Source organism: Flagellimonas sp. B-3 (assembly GCF_056857835.1).
This window is the reverse complement of sequence record NZ_JBSXNW010000024.1, coordinates 170,464-195,632: the sequence shown is the minus strand read 5'-3', so window position 1 is coordinate 195,632 and position 25,169 is coordinate 170,464. Positions and strand designations below refer to the sequence as shown.

The 25,169-nt window shown below is 44.4% G+C and carries 19 protein-coding genes; 10 read left to right on the top strand and 9 right to left on the bottom strand.

Annotated features, from left to right (window positions below; translation table 11 throughout):
- Positions 1 to 52: 52 nt before the first annotated feature.
- A complete protein-coding gene (gene trxA, locus AC13CS_RS13325; RefSeq protein WP_275649610.1) occupies positions 53 to 370 on the bottom strand; it encodes a thioredoxin in 318 nt (105 codons plus the stop codon).
- A 102-nt stretch (positions 371 to 472) separates the two neighbouring features.
- A complete protein-coding gene (gene dnaE / locus AC13CS_RS13320; protein WP_293167088.1) occupies positions 473 to 4,858 on the bottom strand; it encodes a DNA polymerase III subunit alpha in 4,386 nt (1,461 codons plus the stop codon).
- A gap of 222 nt (positions 4,859 to 5,080) precedes the next feature.
- On the opposite strand from dnaE, the gene AC13CS_RS13315 reads away from it, so the two are divergent.
- Entirely contained in the window at positions 5,081 to 5,656 is a 576-nt protein-coding gene (locus AC13CS_RS13315; protein ID WP_293167090.1) for a 30S ribosomal protein S16, read from the top strand.
- A 12-nt stretch (positions 5,657 to 5,668) separates the two neighbouring features.
- Positions 5,669 to 6,196 carry a ribosome maturation factor RimM gene (gene rimM / locus AC13CS_RS13310; protein WP_293167092.1) on the top strand — a complete coding sequence of 176 codons (528 nt, stop codon included), beginning with the start codon at positions 5,669 to 5,671 and terminating at the stop codon, positions 6,194 to 6,196.
- A gap of 58 nt (positions 6,197 to 6,254) precedes the next feature.
- Here rimM and AC13CS_RS13305 read toward each other — a convergent pair whose 3' ends face one another.
- Positions 6,255 to 6,842 (bottom strand): outer membrane beta-barrel protein, encoded by a 588-nt coding sequence (locus AC13CS_RS13305; protein ID WP_293167094.1) that lies wholly within the window; start codon positions 6,840 to 6,842, stop codon positions 6,255 to 6,257.
- Positions 6,843 to 7,031: 189 nt separating this feature from the next.
- Here AC13CS_RS13305 and AC13CS_RS13300 point away from each other — a divergent pair, with 189 nt between their 5' ends.
- Complete coding sequence (locus AC13CS_RS13300) at positions 7,032 to 7,742, top strand: methyltransferase (protein ID WP_293167096.1); 711 nt, start codon at positions 7,032 to 7,034, stop codon at positions 7,740 to 7,742.
- Between the two features lie 155 nt (positions 7,743 to 7,897).
- On the top strand, positions 7,898 to 9,076 hold the full coding sequence (locus AC13CS_RS13295; protein ID WP_293167098.1) for an acyl-CoA dehydrogenase family protein: 1,179 nt from the start codon (positions 7,898 to 7,900) through the stop codon (positions 9,074 to 9,076).
- Here the strand turns inward: AC13CS_RS13295 and AC13CS_RS13290 are convergent, their stop codons facing one another.
- The gene (locus AC13CS_RS13290; protein WP_293167100.1) at positions 9,077 to 11,383 is read right to left on the bottom strand and encodes an FdhF/YdeP family oxidoreductase; all 2,307 of its coding nucleotides are present in this window, start codon (positions 11,381 to 11,383) and stop codon (positions 9,077 to 9,079) included. It abuts the gene before it with no gap.
- 135 nt (positions 11,384 to 11,518) lie between these two features.
- Here AC13CS_RS13290 and AC13CS_RS13285 point away from each other — a divergent pair, with 135 nt between their 5' ends.
- Complete coding sequence (locus tag AC13CS_RS13285) at positions 11,519 to 12,778, top strand: Y-family DNA polymerase (protein WP_293167102.1); 1,260 nt, start codon at positions 11,519 to 11,521, stop codon at positions 12,776 to 12,778.
- Positions 12,775 to 13,224 (top strand): translesion error-prone DNA polymerase V autoproteolytic subunit, encoded by a 450-nt coding sequence (locus AC13CS_RS13280; RefSeq protein ID WP_293167104.1) that lies wholly within the window; start codon positions 12,775 to 12,777, stop codon positions 13,222 to 13,224. The genes AC13CS_RS13285 and AC13CS_RS13280 overlap by 4 nt, the downstream gene beginning before the upstream one ends.
- Positions 13,225 to 13,911: 687 nt before the next feature.
- Here the strand turns inward: AC13CS_RS13280 and hutG are convergent.
- The 4 genes from hutG to hutH all read right to left on the bottom strand — a co-directional run bounded on the left by hutG (position 13,912) and on the right by hutH (position 19,816).
- A complete protein-coding gene (gene hutG, locus AC13CS_RS13275; RefSeq protein WP_293167106.1) occupies positions 13,912 to 14,883 on the bottom strand; it encodes a formimidoylglutamase in 972 nt (323 codons plus the stop codon).
- Positions 14,884 to 14,887: 4 nt separating this feature from the next.
- Positions 14,888 to 16,897 carry a urocanate hydratase gene (locus tag AC13CS_RS13270; protein ID WP_293167108.1) on the bottom strand — a complete coding sequence of 670 codons (2,010 nt, stop codon included), beginning with the start codon at positions 16,895 to 16,897 and terminating at the stop codon, positions 14,888 to 14,890.
- A gap of 109 nt (positions 16,898 to 17,006) precedes the next feature.
- Positions 17,007 to 18,236, bottom strand: coding sequence for an imidazolonepropionase (gene hutI / locus AC13CS_RS13265; protein ID WP_293167110.1), 1,230 nt, complete (start codon positions 18,234 to 18,236; stop codon positions 17,007 to 17,009).
- Positions 18,237 to 18,238: 2 nt separating this feature from the next.
- Positions 18,239 to 19,816 (bottom strand): histidine ammonia-lyase, encoded by a 1,578-nt coding sequence (gene hutH, locus AC13CS_RS13260; RefSeq protein ID WP_293167112.1) that lies wholly within the window; start codon positions 19,814 to 19,816, stop codon positions 18,239 to 18,241.
- A 243-nt stretch (positions 19,817 to 20,059) separates the two neighbouring features.
- On the opposite strand from hutH, the gene AC13CS_RS13255 reads away from it, so the two are divergent.
- Both AC13CS_RS13255 and AC13CS_RS13250 read left to right on the top strand, forming a co-directional pair.
- Complete coding sequence (locus tag AC13CS_RS13255; protein ID WP_293167114.1) at positions 20,060 to 20,947, top strand: LysR substrate-binding domain-containing protein; 888 nt, start codon at positions 20,060 to 20,062, stop codon at positions 20,945 to 20,947.
- A gap of 48 nt (positions 20,948 to 20,995) precedes the next feature.
- Positions 20,996 to 21,550, top strand: a complete 555-nt coding sequence (locus AC13CS_RS13250) for a nitroreductase family protein (protein WP_293167116.1) — start codon at positions 20,996 to 20,998, stop codon at positions 21,548 to 21,550.
- Here the strand turns inward: AC13CS_RS13250 and AC13CS_RS13245 are convergent.
- Entirely contained in the window at positions 21,547 to 22,059 is a 513-nt protein-coding gene (locus AC13CS_RS13245) for a DUF456 domain-containing protein (RefSeq protein WP_293167118.1), read from the bottom strand. The two genes, AC13CS_RS13250 and AC13CS_RS13245, sit on opposite strands and share 4 nt — an antisense overlap.
- 156 nt (positions 22,060 to 22,215) lie before the next feature.
- Between AC13CS_RS13245 and AC13CS_RS13240 the strand changes: the two genes are divergently transcribed.
- Together AC13CS_RS13240 and AC13CS_RS13235 are read left to right on the top strand one after the other, a co-directional pair.
- On the top strand, positions 22,216 to 22,614 hold the full coding sequence (locus AC13CS_RS13240) for a hypothetical protein (RefSeq protein ID WP_293167120.1): 399 nt from the start codon (positions 22,216 to 22,218) through the stop codon (positions 22,612 to 22,614).
- Between the two features lie 114 nt (positions 22,615 to 22,728).
- Positions 22,729 to 24,954 (top strand): TonB-dependent receptor plug domain-containing protein, encoded by a 2,226-nt coding sequence (locus AC13CS_RS13235; protein ID WP_293167122.1) that lies wholly within the window; start codon positions 22,729 to 22,731, stop codon positions 24,952 to 24,954.
- The last annotated feature ends 215 nt before the right edge of the window (positions 24,955 to 25,169 follow it).

Below are 25,169 nucleotides of genomic sequence, written 5' to 3'. Positions count from 1 at the left end.
AAAGGCTTGGCAAGTGCCAAACCTTTTTTAAAATCTAATTCCCTAATTCTTATTACAGAGCTGCATCAATGGCATCTGTATATACTTTTTTAGGAGATACGCCTACTTGACGGTTAACAACCTCACCGTCTTTAAAAACTAAAACGGTTGGAATGTTGCGTACGCCATATTTAGCGGCAAACTGTTGGTTTGCATCAACATCTACCTTACCAACAACAGCTTTGCCATCGTATTCTTGCCCTACTTCTTCAATGATCGGACCTACCATTCTACAAGGCCCACACCATGCTGCCCAAAAATCTACTAGGACAGGCTTGTCACTTTTTAAAACTACCTCATCAAAAGTTGCATCTGTTATTTCTAGTGCCATCTTATTTATTTTAATATTATGCAAAGTTAGTCAAATAATGCCCATGTAACTTACATACGGCGTATTCGTTTTAATTATTGCGCCATTGACAATAATTATGATCTAATTCAATTTGTAATGAATTTCATGTGCTTCCAATTCAGAAAGTAACTCGCTGTTTATCTTCACCTTTTGTTTTCGGCTCGATAATTTGAGTTTGATTTCCTCCTGCATCTCATAAATTACAAAACTTATGGGATGATCCCCTTTATGTAATGTTAAAGTGTCTTTCAAGGTTTTGATACGTTGTTCCTGCAGACGATCTATGTTCAGTTTGATGGTAAGCTTTTTCGCAAAGGCATCCATCACGTCCTGAAGCTGTTTAAAATCGTTGAACTGAAGCCTTGGATCCCCTTTCTTGCCCGTGTCCCGGTTTACCCAGCCCTCGCGTACAAATGCCCGCACATGTACAAAAGAGTTGATCATTAAAAAATGACGGAACTTTAGGTATTCCTCACCAAAAATGCGCAATTCGTACGAATCGTTGTAATCTTCCAAAGTGAAGAGCCCCCAACCTTTACCGTTTTTGGAAACGCGGTGCTGAACATCGGTTATTACACCGGCAACGGTGAGTTCTCGGTTCACATGCTCTTCCAAACGTGAGAAATCGGCCACCGTGTTCTTGCAGAATGCCTTGATCTCTTTTTTGAAGTCATCCAAGGGGTGACCAGAAATGTAGATGCCCACCACTTCTTTTTCGCGACGCAACTTTTCCATGGTGCCCCATTCCTCGCAAGGCGGAACAATGGGTTCGGGAATTTGAACCTCACTAGCTTCACCAAAAAGGCTCACTTGTGATGAATTTTGGTTCTCCTGAAACTTGGAACCATACTTGACTGCCTTTTCTAAGAAAGAAATGCCATCACCATCATCATGAAAATATTGTGCGCGGTGCGTGTCCCCGAAGGAATCAAACCCTCCAGCCAATGCCAGGTTTTCGAATGCTTTTTTATTGGCCGCCCGCAAATCAACCCGTTTGGCCAGATCAAATATGGATTTGTATGGGCCTTCTTCCTTGCGGTTTTCCACGATGGTCTCCACCGCAGAACGCCCCACACCTTTAATGGCGCCCATGCCAAAACGTACCGCATTGTCCTTGTTTACGGCAAATTTGTAGTAGGATTCGTTGACGTCCGGTCCCAGAACTTCCAGTCCCATCCGCTTACACTCCTCCATAAAAAAGGTCACCTGCTTAATGTCGTTCATGTTGTTGGACAGCACGGCGGCCATATATTCAGCAGGGTAGTGGGCTTTTAAATAAGCTGTTTGATATGCGATATAGGCATAACAGGTGGAGTGACTCTTGTTGAAGGCGTAAGATGCAAATGCTTCCCAGTCCTTCCAGATTTTTTCCAGCACATCACGTGGGTGACCATTTTTCTCCCCACCGTCCAAGAACTGGGGTTTTAGTTTTTCCAGAAGGGCAAAAATCTTTTTACCCATGGCTTTTCGCAGAACATCCGCGTCACCTTTGGAGAACCCGGCCAGTTTTTGTGAAAGTAACATCACCTGCTCTTGGTAGACGGTAATCCCGTAGGTTTCCTGCAGGTATTCTTCCATTTCGGGGAGGTCGTAGGTGATTTCCTCTTCACCATGCTTACGTGCAATAAAACTTGGGATGTATTCCATGGGTCCGGGTCTGTACAGGGCATTCATGGCAATGAGGTCATCAAAAACCGTAGGCTTCAGGTTTTTCATGTGCTTCTGCATCCCGGGGGATTCGTATTGGAATATCCCTACGGTGTCTCCTCGTTGGAAAAGCTCGTATGTTTTTTCATCATCCAGCGGAAAATCATCTGGAACCAAATCTATTCCAGTTCTGGCCTTCACGATTTTTACCGTATCCTTGATCAAGGTCAAGGTTTTCAATCCCAAGAAATCCATTTTTAGCAGACCAGCACTCTCTACCACGGAGTTATCGAACTGGGTAACATAAAGATCGGAATCCTTGGCTACGGATACGGGTACGAAATTGGTGATGTCGTCCGGGGTGATGATGACCCCACAGGCATGGATTCCCGTATTTCTGAGTGAACCTTCGAGTACACGGGCCATATTTACGGTTTGCCCTTCCAAATCATCGGTTTCCGAAATGTTGAGCAGTTCATGCACCTTTTCCAAGTCATCGGCACGGAACTTTTTCTTGAGGTCAGCTTCGTCAACCCCAAATATTTTATTGAGCTTGGACATATTGGGAATCAACTTGGCAATACGGTCGGCGTCGCTCAAGGGCAAATCCAGTACACGGGCGGTATCCCTAATGGATGATTTTGCCGCCATGGTACCGTATGTGATGATTTGCGCCACCTGATTGGCACCATATTTTTTGATTACGTAGTCCATAACGCGGCTACGGCCCTCGTCATCAAAATCAATATCGATATCGGGCATCGATACCCTGTCCGGATTCAGGAACCGCTCAAAAAGCAGATCGTACTTTAAGGGGTCGATGTTGGTAATCGTCAAACAGTATGCCACCACAGAACCGGCTGCGGAACCCCTCCCGGGCCCTACGGACACATCCATATTGCGCGCTTCGCGGATAAAATCTTCTACAATCAAAAAGTAGCCCGGATAGCCTGAGTTTTTAATGATTTCCAACTCAAAATCTATCCGTTCCCTGATTTGATCCGTAAGTTCTCCGTACCGTTTTTCGGCTCCTTTATATGTGATATGCCTCAGGTAGGCATTCTCACCGCGATTACCACCATCAACTTCATCTTCAGGGTCCTTAAACTCTTCTGGGATACTGAATTTGGGAAGCAAAATATCACTGGCAAGGTCGAAGGGCTCAATTTTGTCCACAATTTCCTTGATGTTCAAAATAGCATCGGGTAGGTCTTTGAAGAGTTCCTTCATTTCGTCCGAAGACTTAAAATAGTACTCTTGGTTGGGAAGGCCGTAACGGTAACCTCTGCCTCGCCCGATGGGGGTGGATTGTTTTTCCCCATCCTTTACGCACAGTAAAATATCGTGTGCCTCGGCATCTGTTTTATTGCAATAATAGGTGTTGTTGGTAGCGACGAGTTTTACATTATGGTCTTTGGCCATCCGTACCAAAACTTGATTTACACGATCTTCGTCTTCTTGGCCGTGGCGCATAATTTCGATGTAAAAATCGTCGCCAAATTGCTCTTTCCACCACAAAAGGGCTTCTTCGGCCTGTTTTTCACCAACATTTAAAATTTTGTTGGGGACTTCACCATACAGGTTTCCGGTAAGGGCAATTATATCTTCCTTGTATTGTTCAACAACTTTTTTATCGATTCTGGGCACGTAATAAAACCCATCGGTATAGGCAATGGATGACATTTTAGCCAGATTGTGGTACCCTTTTTTGTTTTTGGCCAAGAGCACAATTTGATGCCCGTAGTCCTTTACGTTTTTATTGGTGTGGTCCTCGCAGACAAAAAATTCGCAACCTACAATGGGGGTAATTTCTTTTTCGGTAGGTTGTTCCCCATTGGCTATGAGTTCTTCATTTTTGGCTTTAGCCGCTTTGTTGTGTCCCATTACTTCCTTCACAAAATGAAAAGCGCCCATCATGTTGGCATGGTCGGTAAGGGCAACTGCAGGCATGCCATGGTCGGCCGTGGCCTTTACCAAATCTTTTATGTTGATGGTGGACTGAAGCACGGAGAATTGGGAGTGGTTGTGCAGGTGGACAAAAGGCTCGTCTTCCAAAGTCTCCACGTTCTCTTGGATTTCCTCGTCGGAAACACCACCCGTATCTTCTGCCCAAAGGGCGTCGGCAATTTTTTTTGATGCGGCCTTTAGGTTGATGTGCTTTAACCCGATAAGCTCTATTTCCTGCGGGTTGGCCTCGGAGAAACGCTCAAAATAATCGGGTTGAACGTCTAGTTCTTGGTGGGAATATTGTTTTTTACGGACCAACTCCAAAAAGCAACGTGTGGTGGCTTCCACATCGGCCGTTGCGTTGTGTGCTTCGGCAAATGGTTCCCCGAACAAAAACTCGTGCAGTTCGGTCAGGGTAGGCAATTTGAATTTTCCACCACGTCCCCCGGGTATTTTACAGAGCTCTGCGGTATGTTCGGTACAGGTGTCGAGTACTGGGAGTTCGGTCATTGGACTTTCCACGCCTTCACGGTGGAATTCACACCCCATAATGTTAATGTCGAACCCTACATTTTGACCCACAATAAATTTTGTCTGTTGCAAAGCCTTGTTGAAGGCTTCCAACACCTCGTTCAACGGAACGCCTTTTTCTTCGGCCAAGGCGGTGGAGATGCCATGTATCTGTTCCGATTCGTAAGGTATGTTGAACCCTTCGGGCTTTACCAAAAAGTCTTGGTGTTCTATTAAATTACCGAGCTCATCGTGCAACTGCCATGCTATCTGGACGCATCTTGGCCAATTATCGGTATCGGTAATGGGGGCGTCCCAACGTTTGGGCAAACCAGTGGTTTCCGTATCAAAAATCAAGTACATAAGCTATCTGTCTTGGTCAAAAAAAGAATGAATAAAAATACGGAAGAAGAAAGGTTTGATAAAAAAGAGTTGTGAGGAGTTATCAACCAATAAAAATAGCAAAAAGGAGTTGGGGATTAATGGATTTGGATTATATTTGCACCCGCTTTCAGTTCGACTACGCTCACTGACGGCAAAAAAGAATTAATAACCAGGGTCGGGCACCCTACAAATTAATGTGATATGCCAGTTAAAATTAGACTTCAGAGACACGGTAAAAAAGGTAAACCATTCTATTGGGTGGTCGCAGCAGATGTAAGAGCGAAAAGAGATGGTAAATATTTGGAGAAGTTGGGAACTTATAACCCAAACACCAATCCAGCCACAATCAATCTTGATATTGACGGTTCTGTAAAATGGTTGCAGAACGGTGCACAGCCAACCGACACAGTTAGAGCAATTCTTTCTTATAAAGGAGTGATGATGAAGCACCACTTGATGGTAGGTGTTCGCAAAGGCGCAATGACCGAAGAGCAGGCTGAGGAGAAATTCAAAGCTTGGTTGGAAGAGAAAGAGCAAAAAATCCAAGCCAAGAAAGAAGGTTTGACCAAAGCTGAAGCCGAGGCCAGAGCCAAAGCATTGGAAGCTGAGAAGGAAGCGAACGCTAAGAGAGCTGCCGCTGCTTTGCCAGAAGAAGAAGTAACTGAAGAAGCTGCCGAAGAGACTGCCGAAGCCGCTACAGAGGAGGCCACTGCCGAAGCTGAAGCTCCTGCAGAAGAAGCTCCTGCTGAAGAGGAACCTTCCAAAAAAGAAGAATAGAAACGTAGGACGATGCGCAAGGAAGACTGCTTCTACCTGGGCAAAGTCGTTTCAAAATATAGTTTTAAGGGTGAGGTGCTGGTTAAACTGGACACCGATGAGCCCGATAGTTACGAAAATATGGAATCAGTACTTGTTTCATTAGGAAACAACCTGGTTCCATTTTTTATTGATAAATGTCGATTGCACAAATCCAATCTGCTGCGCATCGATTTTGAAGAGGTAAAGGACGAACCTACTGCGGATAAGCTTATTGGTTCCGAATTATACCTTCCTCTGACTATGCTCCCCCCACTAACAGGCAACAAGTTTTATTTTCATGAGGTAATTGGTTTTACCCTAATGGATGAGGTTCATGGAGATATTGGTGTTGTGGAATCCATTAACGATAGTACTTCACAAGATTTATTTGAAGTTAAAAAAGGAGACACGGAATTGTTGATTCCTGTCAGCGATGAAATAATCAATAAGGTTGACCGCAAGAATAGGACAATTTTTGTGAAGACCCCCGAAGGTTTGGTGGATTTATATCTGGGTTAAAAACAAAAAGGAGGCAAATTAATGCCTCCCTATTGACTCAATAAAACTAGACGAAACATTATTTTTTCCACTTGCCGCCACCAAGGTAAAAACCTAATGATATGCCCAAGTAGGAGTTTTTGACTTCGGCACCTTCACCCAAGTCGGTTTTGCCGATAAGGTTATAAGTAGCGGCGAGTCTAAATTTGCCAGCTTCAAAGCCAGCTCTCAATAGACCACCAAATTTACCATCGACCTCAAGGTCTGCATCACCTTCGGCTTCTTCAATATCGTCTATGTCAAAGCCAATGCTGCCCAAAGAACTATAGCCCATACCAGCACCAACAAATGGAGCAAAAGAGGAGCTTCCCGAATTGAAATAGTAATCAAAGGTACCTGAATAGGACATGCTTGCGGTCAAACTAGCCTCCGCAGAAACAGGGCCAGCTTCAACATTTTTCGCCATGGCAGCAGACTCAAAGCGTATACCTACGTTCATATTGTCGGCAATGTTGATTTTTGGTTCAATGGCGAACAAAACACCGCCGCCGCCATCTGGCATAGTGTACCCTAAGTCTAGTCCTACACGGAATTTACCCTGTTCTTGCGCTTGGGATACTTGAACCACGGCTAGCATAAGTAGGAGTGCAAAAAAGATTTTTTTCATAATCAATAAGTTTAGATAATTTGGTAATGATTTAATTGGGGCTCTTCCCCGTAAATTGCTAGCGAAATAACCATATTCATCCGACTTATCACCCTGCAAATTAACGGATGGCCTATATGAACTGATGGATACCTTATTTCAATTGATGGTTGTAAATTGTTTACAATGCTTTGCCTTACCTTTGATTCAATGAAACCTTTCAAATTCAAAGAATTTACCATTCAACAAGACCAATGCGCCATGAAGGTGGGGACGGATGGGGTGTTGTTGGGTGCTTGGGCATCGCTGGACAAGCTGCCGGAATCCATTCTGGATATAGGTGCGGGAACCGGACTCATTGCCTTGCAAATGGCCCAACGTTCGTCAGCAGAAGTCATTGATGCCATTGAACTGGATGATGATGCCTATGAACAATGTGTCACAAATTTTGAAGCTTCACCATGGGCAGACCGACTGTTCTGTTACCACGCCGGTTTTGATGAATTTGTGGATGAAATGGATGATAAGTACGACTTGATTGTTTCCAATCCGCCTTTCTATTCCGAAGATGTGGCCAGTGGAAGTGAATCGCGGGACAAGGCAAGACAAAGCAGTTCGCTGCCTTTTGGGGAATTAGTTGAGGGAGCAGCAAAACTTTTGAATGAAGATGGGATTTTTGCGGTGATCGTTCCCTTTAAAGAGGAGTCTTATTTTACCGATCTTGCCAAAAAAGAAAGATTATTTCCAAACCGAATCACTCGGGTAAAGGGAAATCCCGAGACTGATTTTAAAAGGAGTTTGATGGAATTTAGTTTTGATGAGGTCAAACCAAACATCAATAATTTGATAATAGAGGAGAGCCGGCACCAATACACCAAAGAATACATTGAATTGACCCAAGCATTTTATTTAAAAATGTAACAATGAACCGATGAAATGTTATATTTCGTCATTATATTTGATGGCGCACCCTAAAGGATGAGCTGTCATTCCGCACAGTTGCTGAGCGCCCGCCTGCCAGACGGGCAGGAAGTCGAAGCAAGATGCGAAATCAATTACAAATAAAATTATTCTTGATGAAGCCCGATTTATTTGAAGCCCCAGATTACTACAATCTCGATGATTTGCTTTCCGAGGAACATAAACTCGTTCGCGATGCTGCCCGTCAATGGGTAAAGCGTGATATTTCCCCCATCATTGAGGAATACGCCCAAAAAGCGGAATTTCCCAAACAGATTATCGGTGGATTGGCTGAAATCGGTGCGTTTGGACCCTACATTCCAGAAGAATATGGCGGGGCTGGCTTAGATCAGATCAGCTATGGATTGATCATGCAAGAAATAGAACGGGGAGATAGTGGGGTGCGTTCCACTGCTTCCGTACAATCATCCTTGGTAATGTATCCCATTTTTGCCTATGGCACGGAGGAGCAACGCAAAAAATACCTGCCTAAACTCGCAACAGGGGAGTGGATGGGCTGTTTTGGACTTACTGAACCCAACCATGGATCCAATCCAGGAGGGATGGAAACCAAATTCAAGGATGCAGGCGATCATTATGTGTTGAACGGTGCCAAATTGTGGATTTCCAATTCACCCTTTGCCGATATAGCCGTGGTGTGGGCCAAAAATGAAGAAGGGCGCATTCATGGACTCATCGTGGAACGTGGCATGGAAGGTTTTTCCACACCTGAGACGCACAACAAATGGTCGTTGCGGGCATCGGCCACAGGCGAACTTATTTTTGATAATGTAAAAGTGCCCAAAGAAAATTTGTTACCGGGTAAAAACGGACTTGGAGCACCACTCGGTTGTTTGGATTCCGCCCGTTATGGCATTGCTTGGGGAGCCATTGGTGCCGCCATGGATTGTTATGATACGGCACTCCGATATGCCAAGGAACGCATTCAATTCGGGAAACCCATTGCCGCATACCAGCTTCAGCAGAAAAAATTGGCCGAAATGATTACCGAAATTACAAAGGCCCAATTATTGGCTTTCCGTTTGGGACAGTTAAAAAATGAAGGGAAGGCCACTACGGCACAAATTTCCATGGCCAAACGGAACAATGTGGAAATGGCCATTAAAATAGCCCGCGAAGCAAGACAGATATTGGGTGGAATGGGGATTACTGGCGAATACAGCATTATGCGCCACATGATGAACCTTGAAAGCGTGATCACTTATGAAGGTACTCACGACATCCATCTCTTGATTACCGGAGCGGATATTACCGGAATCCAGGCATTTAAATAATCAAGATAAAGAAACTTTTTCTACCGTTACCTTAATGGATTTACTGATGGGTGTCTGGCTTTTATCAGCAAAATGATTATGGGGAACCAACATATTGGTTTCAGGAAAATAAGCGGCCATGTTTCCTTTCGGGATTTCATAGGGTACAACCATAAATTTTTCTGCGGTGCGTTTGATGCCGTCATAATTACTGTGTAGATGAACCACATCCAGTTTGGTCAGATGTTTCTCCACCATATCCTCTTCATTCATAAAAACTACGCGGCGCTCGTTGTGGATGCCACGGTAACGATCGTTCAATCCATAAATGGTGGTGTTGAACTGATCATGGGACCGTATGGTCATCAACAGCAATTCATCAGGATTCAGCTGATGGTCGGGCAAAGAGGTAATGGATAACTGTGCCCTGGCGTTCGGTAGCATCCGAAAATCACGTTCACGAACATTGTTCGGGAGGTAATACCCAAACCCTTTGGACTGTTCACTCGTTTTTTCAAACCCTTTTACGGTCTTATCGATAAGATTTCGGATAAGATTGTAGTCCTGGCCCAATGCATACCAATTCATGGAATGGTCGCCCCTGAAATACGTATGGGCCAAGAGCGAAATGATTTCAGGTTCACTTTTAATGTGTTCCGATGCTGGCCTCAACAAGCCTTTGCTTTGCCGAACCTTGCCCATACTGCTTTCCATGGTCAAAAATTGAAGCACTCCATTTTTCTCATCCTTTTCGGAACGCCCAAAAGTGGGGAGTAGGAGTGCGGTTTTGCCTGTGACCAAATGACTTCGGTTCAGTTTGGTACTTATCTGAACCGTCAAATCACAATTTTGTAGGGCCTCCGCAGTATATTTTGTATCCGATGCTGCCATCAAAAAATTACCGCCCAAACAAACAAAAACCTTGGCTTTTTTATCGTGCATGGCCTCAATGGCTTCCACCGTATCATATCCCTTTTCGGTTGGTGGGTCAAAATTGAGATACTCCCGGATTCTCTCGTTCAAAGTCTTGTTCACAAAATGCATGATCCCCACCGAACGATCACCTTGCACATTGCTATGGCCCCTAACCGGACAGGTTCCCGCAAAGGGTTTGCCCACAGCACCCTTCAACAATAAAATATTCACATATTCCTTAATGCACTCCACAGCATTTTTATGCTGGGTGATTCCCATGGCCCAGCAGATGACAATCTTGGAATTTTCGGCCAATAATTCCACAACCTTGTCAATTTTGTGCATATACACCCCACTTCTGCGTTGGAGGCTTTCTGTATTGTAACGGTCTAAATCTTTCAACAGATCATCATACCCATCAACATATTCCACAATAAATTCGTGGTTGATAATATTGGAATTTTTAGCATCGAGAGCGACCAGCTTCTTCAAGATCAGTTTTGCCAAAGCAATATCCTCATTGATTTTGACAGGAAGGTGAATGTCGGCAATAGGCTGTCCGTTGCCCAACATATCCGAAATATTTTGGGGATTTTTAAAGTTGACCAGTCCCGTTTCTGCCAATGGATTTATACTGATGATTTTACCACCATTCTTTTTGCACTTTTCCAGGGCCGATAGCATTCTCGGGTGATTGGTGCCTGGGTTTTGTCCCACGACCAGAATAACTTCCGCCCCATACAGATCATCCAGTTTAACCGAACCTTTCCCAATCCCCAAGGTTTCGGAAAGTGCCACCCCAGATGATTCGTGGCACATATTGGAACAATCGGGCATGTTGTTGGTGCCAAAAGCACGGGCAAACATGCCGTAGAGATAAGCGGCTTCGTTGCTGGATCGGCCCGAAGTATAAAAAATAGCCTCATTTGGGTTTTTCAAGCAGTGCAATTCATCCGAGATCAATTCAAAAGCATCCTGCCAAGAAATGGGCTCGTAATGAACACTGTTCGGTTTAAGGACCATCGGTTCAACCACACGTCCCAATTTGTTGAGTTCAAAATCGCTGAGTTGGGATAGTTCTTCCACGGAATGTTTTGCAAAAAATTCCGCGCCAATATGTTCTTTGGTGGCTTCGTCCGCCAGTGCTTTGGCTCCATTTTCGCAGTATTCCGCAATTTTTGAGGGATGTTCGGGAACGGGCCAAGCACAACTGGGACAGCGAAAGCCATCTTCTTGGTTCATTTCCAAGAGACTACGCATGGAACGGACAATGCCCATTTCCTTAAAAGTATGTCGTAAGGCTTCTTTAACCCCCAAAAGACCTGCTGAGGTTTGCATGGGTTCTTTTAGACGCAGTCCCGTAAATTTGATGTCCCCAGTGAGGGAAACCTTGCGCTTTATCTCTTTTTCCATGCTCTAATATAGGATTTTGGTGTGGGATAATTAATTTTCATCATTTCGGGCAATTCTATGTTGAGCGTAGTTACCTTTGATTTGAATTGCAATGGATTTCCTATGTAATTTAGCAAAAATCGAGTATTTTAAAGTATGTTCGCCCTAGTAGATTGCAATAACTTCTATGCCTCATGTGAACGGGCCTTTCAGCCCCAGTTCAACAATGTTCCCGTGGCCATTCTGTCCAATAACGATGGTTGTTTCATCTCGCGCAGCGATGAGGCAAAGGCACTTGGACTGCCCATGGGCGCCCCGGAATTTAAGTACAGACAATTTTGCAAGGAGAACAAGATCAAGGTCTTTTCGTCCAATTATCCCCTGTACGGAGATATGAGTGCCAGAGTGATGAATATTCTCGGAACATTCACGCCAGATATGGAGGTCTACAGTGTGGATGAGGCTTTTTTAAAGTTTGATGGTTTCAAGAACTACGACTTTGATGCTTACGGCAGGGAAATCCAAAGAAGTGTGGAAAAGTGTACGGGAATCCCCATCAGCATAGGAATTGCCCCAACAAAAGCCCTGGCCAAGGTCGCCAATAAAATTGCCAAAAAGCTGAAATCAAAAACTGGGGGTGTGTATGTAATTCAATCCGAGGAGAGACGGGTAAAAGCATTAAAATGGACCAAGATCGAGAGTGTTTGGGGGATAGGGCGTGGAAACCTGAAACGACTTGAGAGCAGAAACATAAAAACGGCTTATGACTTTACCCAATTGTCGGATGAATGGGTGCGGAAACAAATGGGCATAATTGGCCTTAGACTAAAAAAAGATTTGGAGGGAAGCCCGACATTGGATTTGGATGATGACACCCGCGATAAAAAGGTCATAGCTACCACGCGAAGCTTTGAAAACACCTATTCCGATATTGAAAACATTAAAGAACGAATATCCACCTTCGCGACCAGTTGTGCCGAAAAATTGCGGAGCCAAGGAAGCAGTTGCAACTATCTTGTTGTACTTTTGAGAAGTGACAGGCATAAAAAAAATGAGCCACAGGATAGGGGAAGTCTTATTGTTACCTTGCCCTATGCTACGGATTCCAGCCTGACCATAAGCAACTACGCCGTCAAGGCCGCGGTCTCCATATTCAAACCAGGAATCAAATACAAAAAGGCAGGAGTGATCGTATCGGGACTGGTACCTACCAATGCAAGGCAATTGGATCTCTTCCTGTCCGAAAACCCAAAACACCAGAGACTTATGCAGGTGATGGACGGCATAAACAACAAATATGGCATCAGCAAAATGAAAATAGCCAATCAAGATTTGGAAAGGACTTGGAAGATGCGCCAAGAACACCTTTCCCCAAAATATACCACAAACATCAATGATATCATAAAAGTGAAATGACCTCAAAAAAATCGCCAGAAACAGATTCACTTACTTTTTTTGCCCCAAATGAAGAACAGGGTTTGGGGATGCCATTGTCCAGAAATGCCATCTCAGCAGGATTTCCTTCACCAGCAGATGATTTTAAGGAAAAACGCATCAGTTTGGACAAAACTTTGATCAAAAACAAAGAAGCGACTTTCTACGCACGCGTGAGCGGAGAATCCATGATTGGGGCCGGACTGGATGATGGAGATCTCTTGGTCATCGATAGAAGTTTGGAAGCGGAGCATGGCAAAATAGCCGTTTGTTTTTTGGATGGGGAATTCACCGTAAAACGGTTGAGCATTGAAAAAGACACTATTACATTGATGCCCGAGAATAAAAATTACAAACCCATCAAGGTTTCCAAGGACAGTGACCTATTGATTTGGGGAGTGGTCACTTATGTGATCAAGGCGGTGTAAGCGATAGATTTCTTAATCGTCACTATGTTCCTCGTTTCGAAATGACATATTGTTTTTATTCTTGGACTAAGAATCTTTCCTCCGTGTCATTTCGAACGAATGTGGGAAGTCTTGAGTCTACCTGTCCTAAACTTGGGTCTCAACTGCCTGACCGTCCGGCAGGCGGGCGCTCGACCTGACACCAACTAGTTTTCAATGATTAGTGAAAATTCGTGCCATTAGTGTCAAACCATTAACGCTGCCCCGAATGTCAAGTATGTTCCTTTGGAATGGTTTTAGCCTGATTTTTTTTGAAAAGACGGCAAGTTTGAAAAGCTTTGCTATCTTTGTACCGTTGTGTTGGATTCCAGTCGCGATGATTGGAATCAGGTTGAAGCATCAAACCGATGCTCGCCAATGAAAGGCTTTCCATTTGGAAGGCTTTTTTTGTTTGTGAGACCGGTAGGTCGAACAAATTCCGCTGCAGAGCGGAATCTTTTCCTAATAAATTATAAAGTTGTCACCTCGAGCGCAGTCGAGAGGTCTTGCTACCAAAGGTCTCGACTGCGCTCGACCTGACAAATAACAAAGCATTTGTGGTAATTCGTGCAATTCGTGTCAAGCCAATTATATTTCCCTGAACAATAGATTCTTCGCAAAGCCCGTCTTGAGTGTAGCCGAAAGGCTCAGAATGACAAATAAGTACCGTCAACTTCCCGAAACAACATGTGCCACATGATGCACTAGCGAGGCGGCCAATTTTGCCGTTTGCCCGTCAATATCATATTTCGGATTCATCTCGGCAATGTCCATACTGATCAATTTTCCAGAGCCAATAATGGTTTTCAAGCATTCCAAAACCATGTGGGGCGTAAAACCCATAGGCGAAGCCGCACTTACCCCGGGAGCATAGGCAGAAGAGAATCCATCCAAATCGATGGTCACATAAATATGGTCCACATTTTTGGCAAAGGCATTGATCCAGGTGGTGATTTCATTTAATAGTGGAATTTGAAAGGTGTCGTTCATTACATAGATGACATCCAAGTCCCTTGCGGTTTGGAACAAGTTTCTATCATTGGCGTCCTTTCGGATGCCCAGACAGAGATAGTTAAAATCAACACCCTCTTTTTCACAGTCTTTGGCAATTTGATAAAACGGGGTGCCCGAATTGCTCTGCTCTGTGTTTTTCCGCAAATCAAAGTGTGCATCAAAATTGATGATACCGATGGTTTGTCCTTCTTTTTTGAAATCCAGATATTTTTTGATACCGTTATAGTGACCATAAGCCACATCGTGCCCACCGCCCAAAACAATAGGGAATTGTTTTCTTTCTAAAAGTAAATTGACAGCTTCGGTAAGCTGATTTTGGGCAGCTTCCATATCTCCCTCATCACAGATAATCGAACCCACATCGTGCAACCGTACATTGCTCCCCAAATGGTTGGGCATCTTGGCAAAACTGCTTTTGATGACATCGGGGCCATCCAGGGCACCAACACGACCTTGATTTCTTCGCACCCCTTCATCACAGGCGTAGCCCAAAAGAGCAATGGATTTTTTCTGGGCTTCAGGAAGTTCCTCCAAGGGTGTGCAATGCACTTTTTCATGCAGATACAGCCATTTATTGGAGATTCTACCTGTCCAAAGGTCTTGTTTCGGGGGTTGGTAATGTTTCATGGTATTAAAAAAGATTGTCCAAAATATCAGATTCCACCAGATGGGGCAAAGTTACTTTTAAATTTGGAGAGCGTTCCATTTCCCGTTCAATGGCAAAGCGAGCTTCCTTGTTTCTGGCCCAACTTCTACGGGAAATCCCATTGTTCACATCAAAAAACAACATTTTCTTCAATCGGTTGGAGGCTTCTTCGGAACCATCAAGGACCATTCCAAATCCGCCGTTGATCACTTCTCCCCAGCCAACGCCGCCACCATTATGGATGGAAACCCAAGTGGCGCCCCTAAAACTATCGCCAATCACATTTTGAATGGCCATATCGGCGGTGAACCTGCTTCCGTCATAAATATTGCTGGTCTCCCTAAAGGGAGAATCTGTGCCGCTCACATCGTGATGGTCCCTCCCCAAAACTACGGGAGCACTAATTTCTCCCTTGGCAATGGCCGTGTTGAAGGCATCTGCAATTTTGCTTCGTCCCTCGGAATCGGCATAGAGGATTCGAGCCTGTGAACCTACTACCAATTTGTTCTGTTCCGCTTCCGAAATCCATTTGATGTTGTCCTGCATCTGCTGTTGGATTTCTTCGGGAGCTTCGGATTTGATTTTTTTCATCACCTCAAGGGCAATGGCATCGGTTTTTTGAAGGTCTTTGGGGTCGCCCGAGGTACAGACCCATCGGAACGGACCAAAACCGTAGTCAAAACACATGGGCCCCAAAATATCCTGCACGTAGGACGGATATCTGAAATCGATATTGTTTTCGGCCATCACATCGCCGCCCGCTCGGGAAACTTCCAACAAAAAGGCATTGCCGTAATCAAAAAAGTAGGTGCCTTTTGCCGTATGCTTATTAATAGCAGTGATTTGTCTTCGCAGCGATTCTTGCACTTTTTCCTTGAAAGCCTCTGGATTTTCCACCATCATGATGTTGGATTCTTCAAAAGAAAGCCCAACGGGATAATAGCCACCCGCCCAAGGATTGTGCAATGAGGTTTGGTCAGAACCTAAATGAATGAAAATGTCCTCTTCAAAAAAACGTTCCCAAACGTCAACTACATTGCCGATGTAGGCCAACGAAACCACTTCCTTATTTTTTACAGCTTCTTTGGTTCTCACTACCAATAGATCCAAATCCACCAAAAGCTCATCCACCCAACCTTGGTCGTGGCGTTTTTTGGCAGCTTCGGGGTTGACCTCGGCACAAATGGTAATGCCCCCCGCAATGTTTCCTGCTTTGGGTTGGGCACCGCTCATGCCTCCCAATCCAGCGGTCAAGAAAATCTTGCCTTCGGGAGATTCATTTTGCGTCAATACTTTTCGGAACGCATTCATGACTGTGATGGCCGTTCCGTGGACAATGCCCTGTGGACCAATGTACATATAGGAGCCCGCTGTCATTTGCCCGTATTGGGTGACGCCAAGTGCATTGTATTTTTCCCAATCATCGGGTTTGGAGTAATTGGGAATCATCATCCCGTTGGTAACCACCACTCGTGGCGCTTCTTTGGACGATGGAAAAAGTCCCATCGGATGGCCAGAGTACATATTCAAAGTCTGCTCCTCGGTCATTTCCGCCAAATATTTCATCGTGAGCAGGTATTGCGCCCAGTTTTGGAAAACCGCCCCATTGCCGCCGTAGGTAATCAATTCTTCGGGATGCTGTGCCACGGTAGGATCTAAATTGTTTTGAATCATCAGCATAATCGCCGCAGCCTGATGTGTTTTGGCAGGGTATTCCGAAAGAGGTCGGGCATATATTTCATAATCGGGCTTGAACCGATGCATATAAATACGGCCGTAAGTTTTCAGCTCCTCAGCAAATTCCGGAGCTAGTGTTGCGTGCCAAGCTTCTGGGAAATACCGTAGCGCATTCTTTACGGCCAATTTTTTCTCTTCTTTGGAGAGGATGTCCTTCCGTTTTGGGGCTGGGTTGCCATTTTTCGGATATGCTTTGGTGGCGGGTAATTCCGAAGGAATTCCTTGAAGAATTTGCGATTTGAAATGATCTTTTTTCATTAGTAATTAAGAATGATTTGTCATTCCTGGGAAAGCAGGAATCCAAAATAGGGTAGTGGATTCCGCATCTCGCTTCGACTACGCTCAGCAACCGTGCGGAATGACAAAGTTATTTGCAAATGTTAATTCCTTTTTTCCATACTTCACTGGGCTTTAATTGCCCTTGATGGTAGGTGATTTCTTGATAGTTGTCCGTTGGAAAAACCACAAAGTCTGCTAGTGCCCCTGCTTCCAATTTTCCTCGGTCGGTTAAACGTAAAGCAGTTGCAGCCCTAGAAGTGATACCTGCCAAAACTTCGGTATTGGACAGTTTTTCAAAGGTTCCCAAAATACTCGCTTGTGTGAGCAGATCGCCCATGGGGGCAGACCCGGGATTATGGTCGCTGGCAATGGATAAAGCACCGCCAGCATCCAAAATTTTCCGTGCTGGGGTGTAGGCGCATCCCAAACCGATGGATGCCCCCGGCAAAGCGGTCGCAATAGTGTTGCTTTTTGCCAATAATTCAATTTCTTTTTCGGTGCAGGCTTCCAAATGGTCGGCACTTACCGCATCAAAATCCACCGCAACCTGACTGCCGCCCGTGGTAAATTGGTCGGCATGTACTGTAATATCGAATCCCATTGCTTTGGCTTTTTGAAAATAGGGTTTGATTTCCTCCGGGGAAAAGGCACTTTCTTCCACAAAGGCATCCACACGATGGGCCAAGTTTTCGGTTTTGATGATGGGAAATAATTCATTGATGATTACGTCCAAATAATCATTGTCTCGATTCCAATCCTTGGGTTTCATGTGGGCTGCCAAACAGGTAGGAACCAATGTGGCACTCGAGGATTCATTCGCCTGCTTGATGGCGCGTAGCATTTTCAATTCTTCATCCACGGAAAGACCGTAACCACTTTTTACCTCAATGGTGGTGACCCCATTTTTGAGGTGTTTTTTGCTTCTGGAAACAATCCCTTCAACCAATTCATCTTGTGATGCTTTTCGGGTCTGGGTCACGGTGTCCCAGATACCGCCACCGGCTTTGGCGATTTCCAAATAGGTTTTTCCAGCATTTCGGTAGGCGTAATCTCGGGCACGGGTGCCTCCAAAACAGATATGGGTATGGGAATCCACAAAACCGGGCAGGCAAACCTGTGCTCCTTCGATTGGGTGGATGTCGACATCATCGGATTTCAACTCGTCAAAAACACCGACTTTGAGAATTTTTCCTTCGGAAACCAGAATCCCTCCGTTTTCAATGATGGGCAGTTGCTCATCTTTGAGCGCTCCTTTTAGTGCGAGTCCCGTCATTGGCAGCAATTGGGTGAATGGTCCTATTAATAGTGGTTTGTGCATTCTTAATATGTTTCAAATTCTTGAAGGTGTGGTGTATTCCACTTCAGTTGTTTCTCATCCATCACACGGTCCACCAAATCAATGATCTCACGGTTTTGAATAATTTCGATTCCTTTTTCAATGTCGTCTGCAAAAACACGGTCGTTTTCGGCAAAGGCAACCTTGGTTCTCAGGAAGGTATGGATTTCATCCAACAGAACCCCGGATTTTAGGGGTTTTCTGTATTCGAAGGCCTGCGCTGAGGTCAACAATTCGATGGCCAGTATTTTCTCCACATTTTCAATAATGTTGAGTGCTTTTCTACCACTGATGGAACCCATGCTCACATGGTCTTCTTGACCCAAAGAGGTAGGAATGCTATCGGCACTGGCGGGGAAACATAGGCTTTTGTTCTCACTGGCCAATGCGGCCGAGGTATATTGCAAGATCATATAGCCCGAATTGATTCCGGTATCGTTCATCAATAATTTTGGAACTCCGGGACTGTTGCCCTCAAGGGCGAGATAGATACGGCGGTCGGAGATATTCCCAATTTCTGAAGCAGCCAAGGCGGCATAATCCAAGGCCATGGCCAAGGGTTGCCCGTGGAAATTTCCACCGCTGATGGTGAGTTCATCATTTATGATGACAGGATTGTCCGTTACTGAATTGAGTTCGATTTCCAACAATTCCTTAAGGTGGAGCCACGCATTTCGGGATGCCCCGTGCACTTGCGGCATACAGCGCAAAGAGTAGGGGTCTTGCACCCGTTCACAATCAATGTGGTCCTCCAAAATCTCGGAACCTTGCAGCAATGTACGAATCCTTCCTGCCACATGTTGGTTCCCTTTGAACGGACGAAGTTGATGCAATTCTTCAAAAAAGGGCTTCATGGAACCTTGCAAGCCTTCGAGCATCATCGCCCCGATAATATCCGCATGTCGCAAACAATGCTGTAATTTATGAACGACCATCACCCCGTGTGCAGCGATAAATTGGGTGCCATTGATCAGGGCAAGTCCTTCTTTTGGACCCAATTCCAAGGGCTTTAATTCTGTTTGTTCAAATAATGCTTGGGTCGGGATGTTTTTTCCCTGATATTCCACTTTCCCCAAACCAATCAAAGGCAGAAACAAATGGGACAATGGAGCCAAATCCCCTGATGCCCCCACCGAACCTTGCGAGGGAACCACGGGAATTGCATTGTTTTCCATATGCCAAAGCATACGTTGCAAAGTGGTTTCGGCAATACCTGAATACCCTTTAGCCAGAGCATGGATTTTTAGAATCAACATGATTTTTGCCAATTCGGTGGAAATGGGTTCGCCCACCCCCACGCTGTGGCTTTTCAATATGTTGGATTGAAGGATTTTGGTATCAGCTTTGGAAATCTTGGTATTGCACAATGGGCCAAACCCCGTATTGATACCATACACCGTATCGCCTTTTTCCACGATGCGTTGCACACGTTCGTAACTCGCTTTTACATTTTTTAGGCATTCATTGGAGAAAACACCTTTTATGGTACCATGGGCCAAGCCCAAAGCTATGCTTGCGGTCAAATGACCCTCACCAAATTGAAATGTTCGGTCTGTTGCCATGCTTTTGAATTAATTTACTAACTGATTGTCCGCAATCAATCATGGTGAACTGTCACTTCGAGTCTTTCGACTACGTTCAAGATGAACTTAAGTCGAGAAGTTATTGGACTCAAAGTCTTAAAAATGAGGTCTCGACTGCGTTCGACCTGACAACTTTTTGTTTATATGATTAATCACGGCTATTCAAAGTTACCGATTAGGTTTAATAATTACCAATACTTATTTTTGTAACAATCAATAAGTATGAATTATCAAATAGAGCTTCGACATTTCATCTATTTTTTGGCCGTGGCCGAAGAACTGCACTATAGGAAGGCTGCTGAAAAACTCTTTATTTCCCAACCCGGTTTGAGCACGCAAATCAAACAGATGGAGGAGATTTTGGAAACCCAACTTTTTGTGAGGGACAAGAAAAAGGTTAGCCTTACTCCAGCGGGTGAGTTTTTAAAGAAGGAGGTGGAATTCATTTTGAACCATTTGGAGCAGACCAAAAAGCAGGTGAAACTTATCGGCGATGGACAATTGGGGGAGGTACGCATCGGTTTTTTGGGTTCTGCGATGCAAAATGTGGTACCCAATTTATTATTGGGATTGAAGGAAAAATACCCAACGGTTCACACTTCCTTGGAAGAACTTTCCAATCGTGCACAGATCAATGCGATATTGGCCGATCGTTTGGATTTGGGCTTTGTACGATTGTCGCGAGTACCCAAAGGATTGGATGTGAAGCCCGTTTTTGAGGACACCTTTTCCTTGGTGCTGCCAGCGGAGCATCCTTTGGATGCAATGAATTTCAAGAACATCAATCAAGTGGCGGATGAAGATTTTATCCTTTTTTCCCAGGATTATAGCCCTATGTATTACGATACGGTGCTCAGTATTTGTGAGGATAGTGGGTTTGTACCTCATGTTTCGCATAAATCGGTACATGCCCAGACCATTTTTAAACTGGTGGAGAACAGATTGGGCATTGCCATTGTGCCAACTACCCTTCAATATGGGTTTCAGATGAAGGTGAAGTTCATCGAGATGAAAAAAATTAAGCAACGGGCCGTATTGAGCATGGTCTGGAAAACCGACAATCGGAATCCTGCGCTACAGAAATGTATGGATTTGCTCATGGAATTATGACGGCAATGTTTTCGAGTGTAACTTTGGAATTCAAATTAATACACAACTATGATTTTTGACTTGATCAAGGAGCGAAGAAGCATTTTTCCTCCGCAATATATTGATAAGCCCATCGCCAAAGAAACCATTGAAAAGATTTTGGAAGCGGCCAATTGGGCCCCTACCCATAAAAAAACAGAACCTTGGCGCTTTAAGGTGTTGACAGGTGAAAAGAAACAGGAACTGGGGATTTTTCTTTCCAATAAATATGAGGAAACGGACCCCAAGCCAAAGCAGATGAAGATTAAAAAATTACAATTTAACCCGTCAAATTCGGGTGCTGTAATCGCTATCTGCATGCAACGGGACCCTAAGGAAAGCCTGCCCGAGTGGGAAGAGATTGCATCCGTGGCCATGGCTGTGCAAAATATGTGGCTGTGCTGCACCGAACTCGGTATCGGAAGTTATTGGTCTTCCCCCGGGCTCATAAAATACATGGATGAGTTCTTCAATCTAAATGATGGAGAAAGGTGTTTGGGCTTTTTCTATATGGGTTATTTTGATGGTGAGGTAATCCCATCCGCCAGAACCCCTATTTCCGAAAAAGTGGAGTGGCTGGTTTAACTAAAGGTAAACAGGTCGCCCGCATATTTGATGGAAATGTACACGTAGAAGATGGCATACACAACGGTGACCAACAATTTCATAAAGGTACCGGTCAAAAAACCTAAAAACGAACCGAAAGCCGCCTTCATGGCGGTTTCTTTGTTGGCTTTGTTCAATAATTCACCGACCAAGGCCCCAATAAAAGGCCAAATAATAATCCCGAATGGGCCAAAAATAGGAACAAAGATAGCCACAAGTAATCCTACAATGGTGCCCCACATTCCTGCTTTGCTGCCACCAAACCGTTTGGTGCCCATGGCGGGGATCACATAATCCAAAACTGTTATGGTTATGGCTATCACAAAGGTAACCCCCAATACCCACCAATTATCGGGTACGGCTTTGGTCAGATAAAGCAGTAGCAGTCCAACCCAACTTATAGGCGGACCGGGCAATACCGGTAAAAGGCTCCCCAGTATCCCGACGAGCATCAAAATGAACCCTAAAATGAGTAGTGCAATGTCCATGGTTGTGTTTTTCTGTTAGACAAAAGTAGCTGACAATTGTTACAATCAAAATCAAAATGAAACCCTGTCCTTAAAAATTTCGTAGGTAAATTTGAAACCAATTACGAAACTGTCGTGAAAACAAGTAAAACACATACAAAACCAAGGTTCATTCAAATGGGGTGTGCCGTAATGTGCATGTTTTATTTGCTTGGACTTTTTAATGGTTTGGTACTGGAAGCCCTGCACGAAGTATCGCACGTGATGGCCCCAAAAGCACACCACCATAACTTTGCCTCGGATCACGAAGCTATTGATTATTCTTCATTGGAGGCTATGGCAGGTCACTCGCACAAAGCTTTGGAAGCTTTAAAGGATTTATTGGAGGCCAATCAACCAGATGAGCACGAATCCAAGGATGATATCAGCCTAAAATTGGATAAACACTTCATTGAAGAAATTCAAATTGCACCTGAAATCAATACTTTAATAGACAGCAATCGTCTTTGGGCATACCAAAACATAACTTCTTTTTGGTGCCAAGGGGTAACCACGCCTCCTCCCCAGCATAGCTGAAATAAACTAGACCAAAATTTTAAGGAACAGGCTTCATCAATACTTCGATGAAGCAAGGTCTAGGGATGCTATTGTTCAGACTTATTTACACAAATCAAATTAAAAGACAACGACATGAAATATTTTATGGCGGTATTGTCCATGCTGTTCATGGGCACTATTGCTGCGCAAAACGTACAAGGAAAACTGGTGGATGAAGCTGGTTCCCCGATAGAGGACGCTGGAATTTTTAACAAGACCAGTGGCCAACACAGTCACACCGATGGAACAGGGCATTTTGTTCTGGACAGGACTTCGGTAAACGATACCATTTATTTTTCAAAACTTGGGTATGCCACCCAAACCAAAGTGGTAAATCAATCTGATTTACAGAACCCGATTAGCATTGTCCTTAAAGAGAGTTCTATTTCTTTGGATCAAGTGGTTTTGGTATCCGAAGTGGATGCCTTGAGTAGGGTGGTGGATGTGGATGTGAAAACGAATCCCGTAAAATCCTCACAGGAAATTTTGAGAAAGGTGCCCGGGCTGATTATTGGTCAGCATGCTGGAGGCGGAAAGGCCGAGCAGCTATTTTTGCGCGGTTTTGACGTGGATCACGGTACCGATGTTGCCATCAATGTGGATGGTATGCCCGTAAATATGGTGTCCCACGCCCACGGGCAGGGATATGCCGATCTTCACTTTGTGATTCCGGAAACCATTGAAAACGTAAACTTTGGAAAAGGACCGTATTATGCCGATCAAGGCAATTTTAATACGGCGGGCTACGTCAATCTAAAGTTGAGAAAAGGTTTGGACAAAAGTATGTTGTCCACCGAAGTAGGGCAATTTGGAGCGCGAAGATTTATGGGTATGTTCAATGTGATGGACAACCAGAACAGCAATGCCTATTTGGCCTCCGAACTATATTTAACCGATGGTCCATTCCAGTCGCCGCAGAACTTTAATCGTATCAATATTTTGGGAAGGTACCGCTACGCGTTGCCGGGTGATCAAGAGTTGTTGTTGACCGCATCTCATTTTTCAAGCAAATGGGATGCTTCTGGACAAATACCGCAACGAGCCGTGGACCAGGGTCTGATTGGTCGTTTTGGTGCCATTGACGATACCGAGGGTGGGCAAACCAGTAGAACCAACTTTGTATTGAATCACAACAAGAATATGGGAACGGGGAAATCGCTCAACACAATGGCTTTTGTGTCCCATTATGATTTTGAACTGTATTCCAACTTTACCTTTTTCTTGGAAGACCCCGTGAACGGAGATCAGATCAGACAATTTGAAGACCGACTGATGGCGGGTGCCAAAACGGTTTTTCAGGACAATTCGGCCAAGTTGGGCGGTATGGATTTCAAATACAATGCAGGAATTGGTTTCAGATACGACAATGTGGACGACAACCAATTGTCCCGCACCCTGAATCGCCAGGAATTATTGGAACGTTTGGCTTATGGTGATGTGGATGAGGTGAACAGCTACGCCTTTGCGGGCGCTGAATTCAAATCGGGCAGATTTACTTTTGAACCCGCTGTTCGTTTAGATTATTTTAGGTTCGATTACATTGATAAAATGAGTGAACTGTACGATAGCCGAAGCGAGGAAAAAGTGGCTTTTAGCCCAAAGTTCAATACCATTTACAGTCCAACAGAAAACACTCAGCTTTTCTTGAAAACGGGCATTGGTTTTCACTCCAACGACACTAGGGTAGTGGTTGCGAATGGTGGTGAGGAGATTCTACCTGCCGCCTACGGTGTTGATTTGGGAACCATCATAAAACCAATAAATAAGTTGGTCTTGAACGCCACGTTGTGGACTTTGTTCCTAGATCAAGAGTTTGTGTATGTAGGAGATGCAGGTATTGTTGAGCCCAGCGGAAAAACCCGAAGGATGGGAGTTGAAGTAGGGGCGAGGTATCAACCCTTGGATTGGCTTTATATGTACTCTGATGCCAACTACACCCACGCTCGTAGTACCGAAGAGGCCGATGGGCAAGATTATATTCCTCTGGCGCCCGATTTCACAATGGCAGGAGGAGTTACCTTGGGAGGCAACCAGGGCTTTTCGGGCGGAATCAATTATCGATATATTGACGATAGGCCCGCCAATGAGGATAATTCCATCGTAGCCGAAGGGTATTTTGTAACCGATGCCACCCTTAACTATAGTGTGAAGAATTGGACGTTTGGACTGATTGTGGAGAACCTGTTCGATACCGAATGGAACGAAACGCAATTTGCCACGGAAAGCCGTTTGTTCAATGAACCGAATTCGTTTGAAGAAATCCATTTTACCCCAGGCACACCTTTCTATTTAAGAGGAAAGGTGACCGTAACTTTTTAAACAACTATCCGCCAGTATGCTACGCTGGCGGATTTTTTATTCATTTTTAAACTAAAAAATTAGTTTAAACTAATTTTTTAGTTATATTAGCAGTGTCATTTCGAACTGAGCATAGCGAATGTGAGAAATCTCAAACCATTTTTTGGTTTATGAGTTGCAATTCCACAACTCATTTTCGAATTGTCAGACTGAGCGCAGTCGAAGTCAAGATGAGA

Bases quoted from the DNA above. Each gene is read 5' to 3' on its own strand.
- hutI (WP_293167110.1), bottom strand. From the start codon at position 18,236: ATGCACAAACCACTATTAATAGGACCATTCACCCAATTGCTGCCAATG.
- AC13CS_RS13290 (WP_293167100.1), bottom strand. From the start codon at position 11,383: ATGGAAAAAGAGATAAAGCGCAAGGTTTCCCTCACTGGGGACATCAAA.
- AC13CS_RS13240 (WP_293167120.1), top strand. From the start codon at position 22,216: ATGGGGTGTGCCGTAATGTGCATGTTTTATTTGCTTGGACTTTTTAAT.
- AC13CS_RS13270 (WP_293167108.1), bottom strand. From the start codon at position 16,897: ATGAAAAAAGATCATTTCAAATCGCAAATTCTTCAAGGAATTCCTTCG.
- AC13CS_RS13295 (WP_293167098.1), top strand. From the start codon at position 7,898: ATGAAGCCCGATTTATTTGAAGCCCCAGATTACTACAATCTCGATGAT.
- AC13CS_RS13250 (WP_293167116.1), top strand. From the start codon at position 20,996: ATGATTTTTGACTTGATCAAGGAGCGAAGAAGCATTTTTCCTCCGCAA.
- rimM (WP_293167092.1), top strand. From the start codon at position 5,669: ATGCGCAAGGAAGACTGCTTCTACCTGGGCAAAGTCGTTTCAAAATAT.
- AC13CS_RS13255 (WP_293167114.1), top strand. From the start codon at position 20,060: ATGAATTATCAAATAGAGCTTCGACATTTCATCTATTTTTTGGCCGTG.
- AC13CS_RS13300 (WP_293167096.1), top strand. From the start codon at position 7,032: ATGAAACCTTTCAAATTCAAAGAATTTACCATTCAACAAGACCAATGC.
- AC13CS_RS13235 (WP_293167122.1), top strand. From the start codon at position 22,729: ATGAAATATTTTATGGCGGTATTGTCCATGCTGTTCATGGGCACTATT.
- dnaE (WP_293167088.1), bottom strand. From the start codon at position 4,858: ATGTACTTGATTTTTGATACGGAAACCACTGGTTTGCCCAAACGTTGG.
- AC13CS_RS13315 (WP_293167090.1), top strand. From the start codon at position 5,081: ATGCCAGTTAAAATTAGACTTCAGAGACACGGTAAAAAAGGTAAACCA.
- AC13CS_RS13285 (WP_293167102.1), top strand. From the start codon at position 11,519: ATGTTCGCCCTAGTAGATTGCAATAACTTCTATGCCTCATGTGAACGG.
- trxA (WP_275649610.1), bottom strand. From the start codon at position 370: ATGGCACTAGAAATAACAGATGCAACTTTTGATGAGGTAGTTTTAAAA.
- AC13CS_RS13305 (WP_293167094.1), bottom strand. From the start codon at position 6,842: ATGAAAAAAATCTTTTTTGCACTCCTACTTATGCTAGCCGTGGTTCAA.
- hutG (WP_293167106.1), bottom strand. From the start codon at position 14,883: ATGAAACATTACCAACCCCCGAAACAAGACCTTTGGACAGGTAGAATC.
- AC13CS_RS13280 (WP_293167104.1), top strand. From the start codon at position 12,775: ATGACCTCAAAAAAATCGCCAGAAACAGATTCACTTACTTTTTTTGCC.
- hutH (WP_293167112.1), bottom strand. From the start codon at position 19,816: ATGGCAACAGACCGAACATTTCAATTTGGTGAGGGTCATTTGACCGCA.
- AC13CS_RS13245 (WP_293167118.1), bottom strand. From the start codon at position 22,059: ATGGACATTGCACTACTCATTTTAGGGTTCATTTTGATGCTCGTCGGG.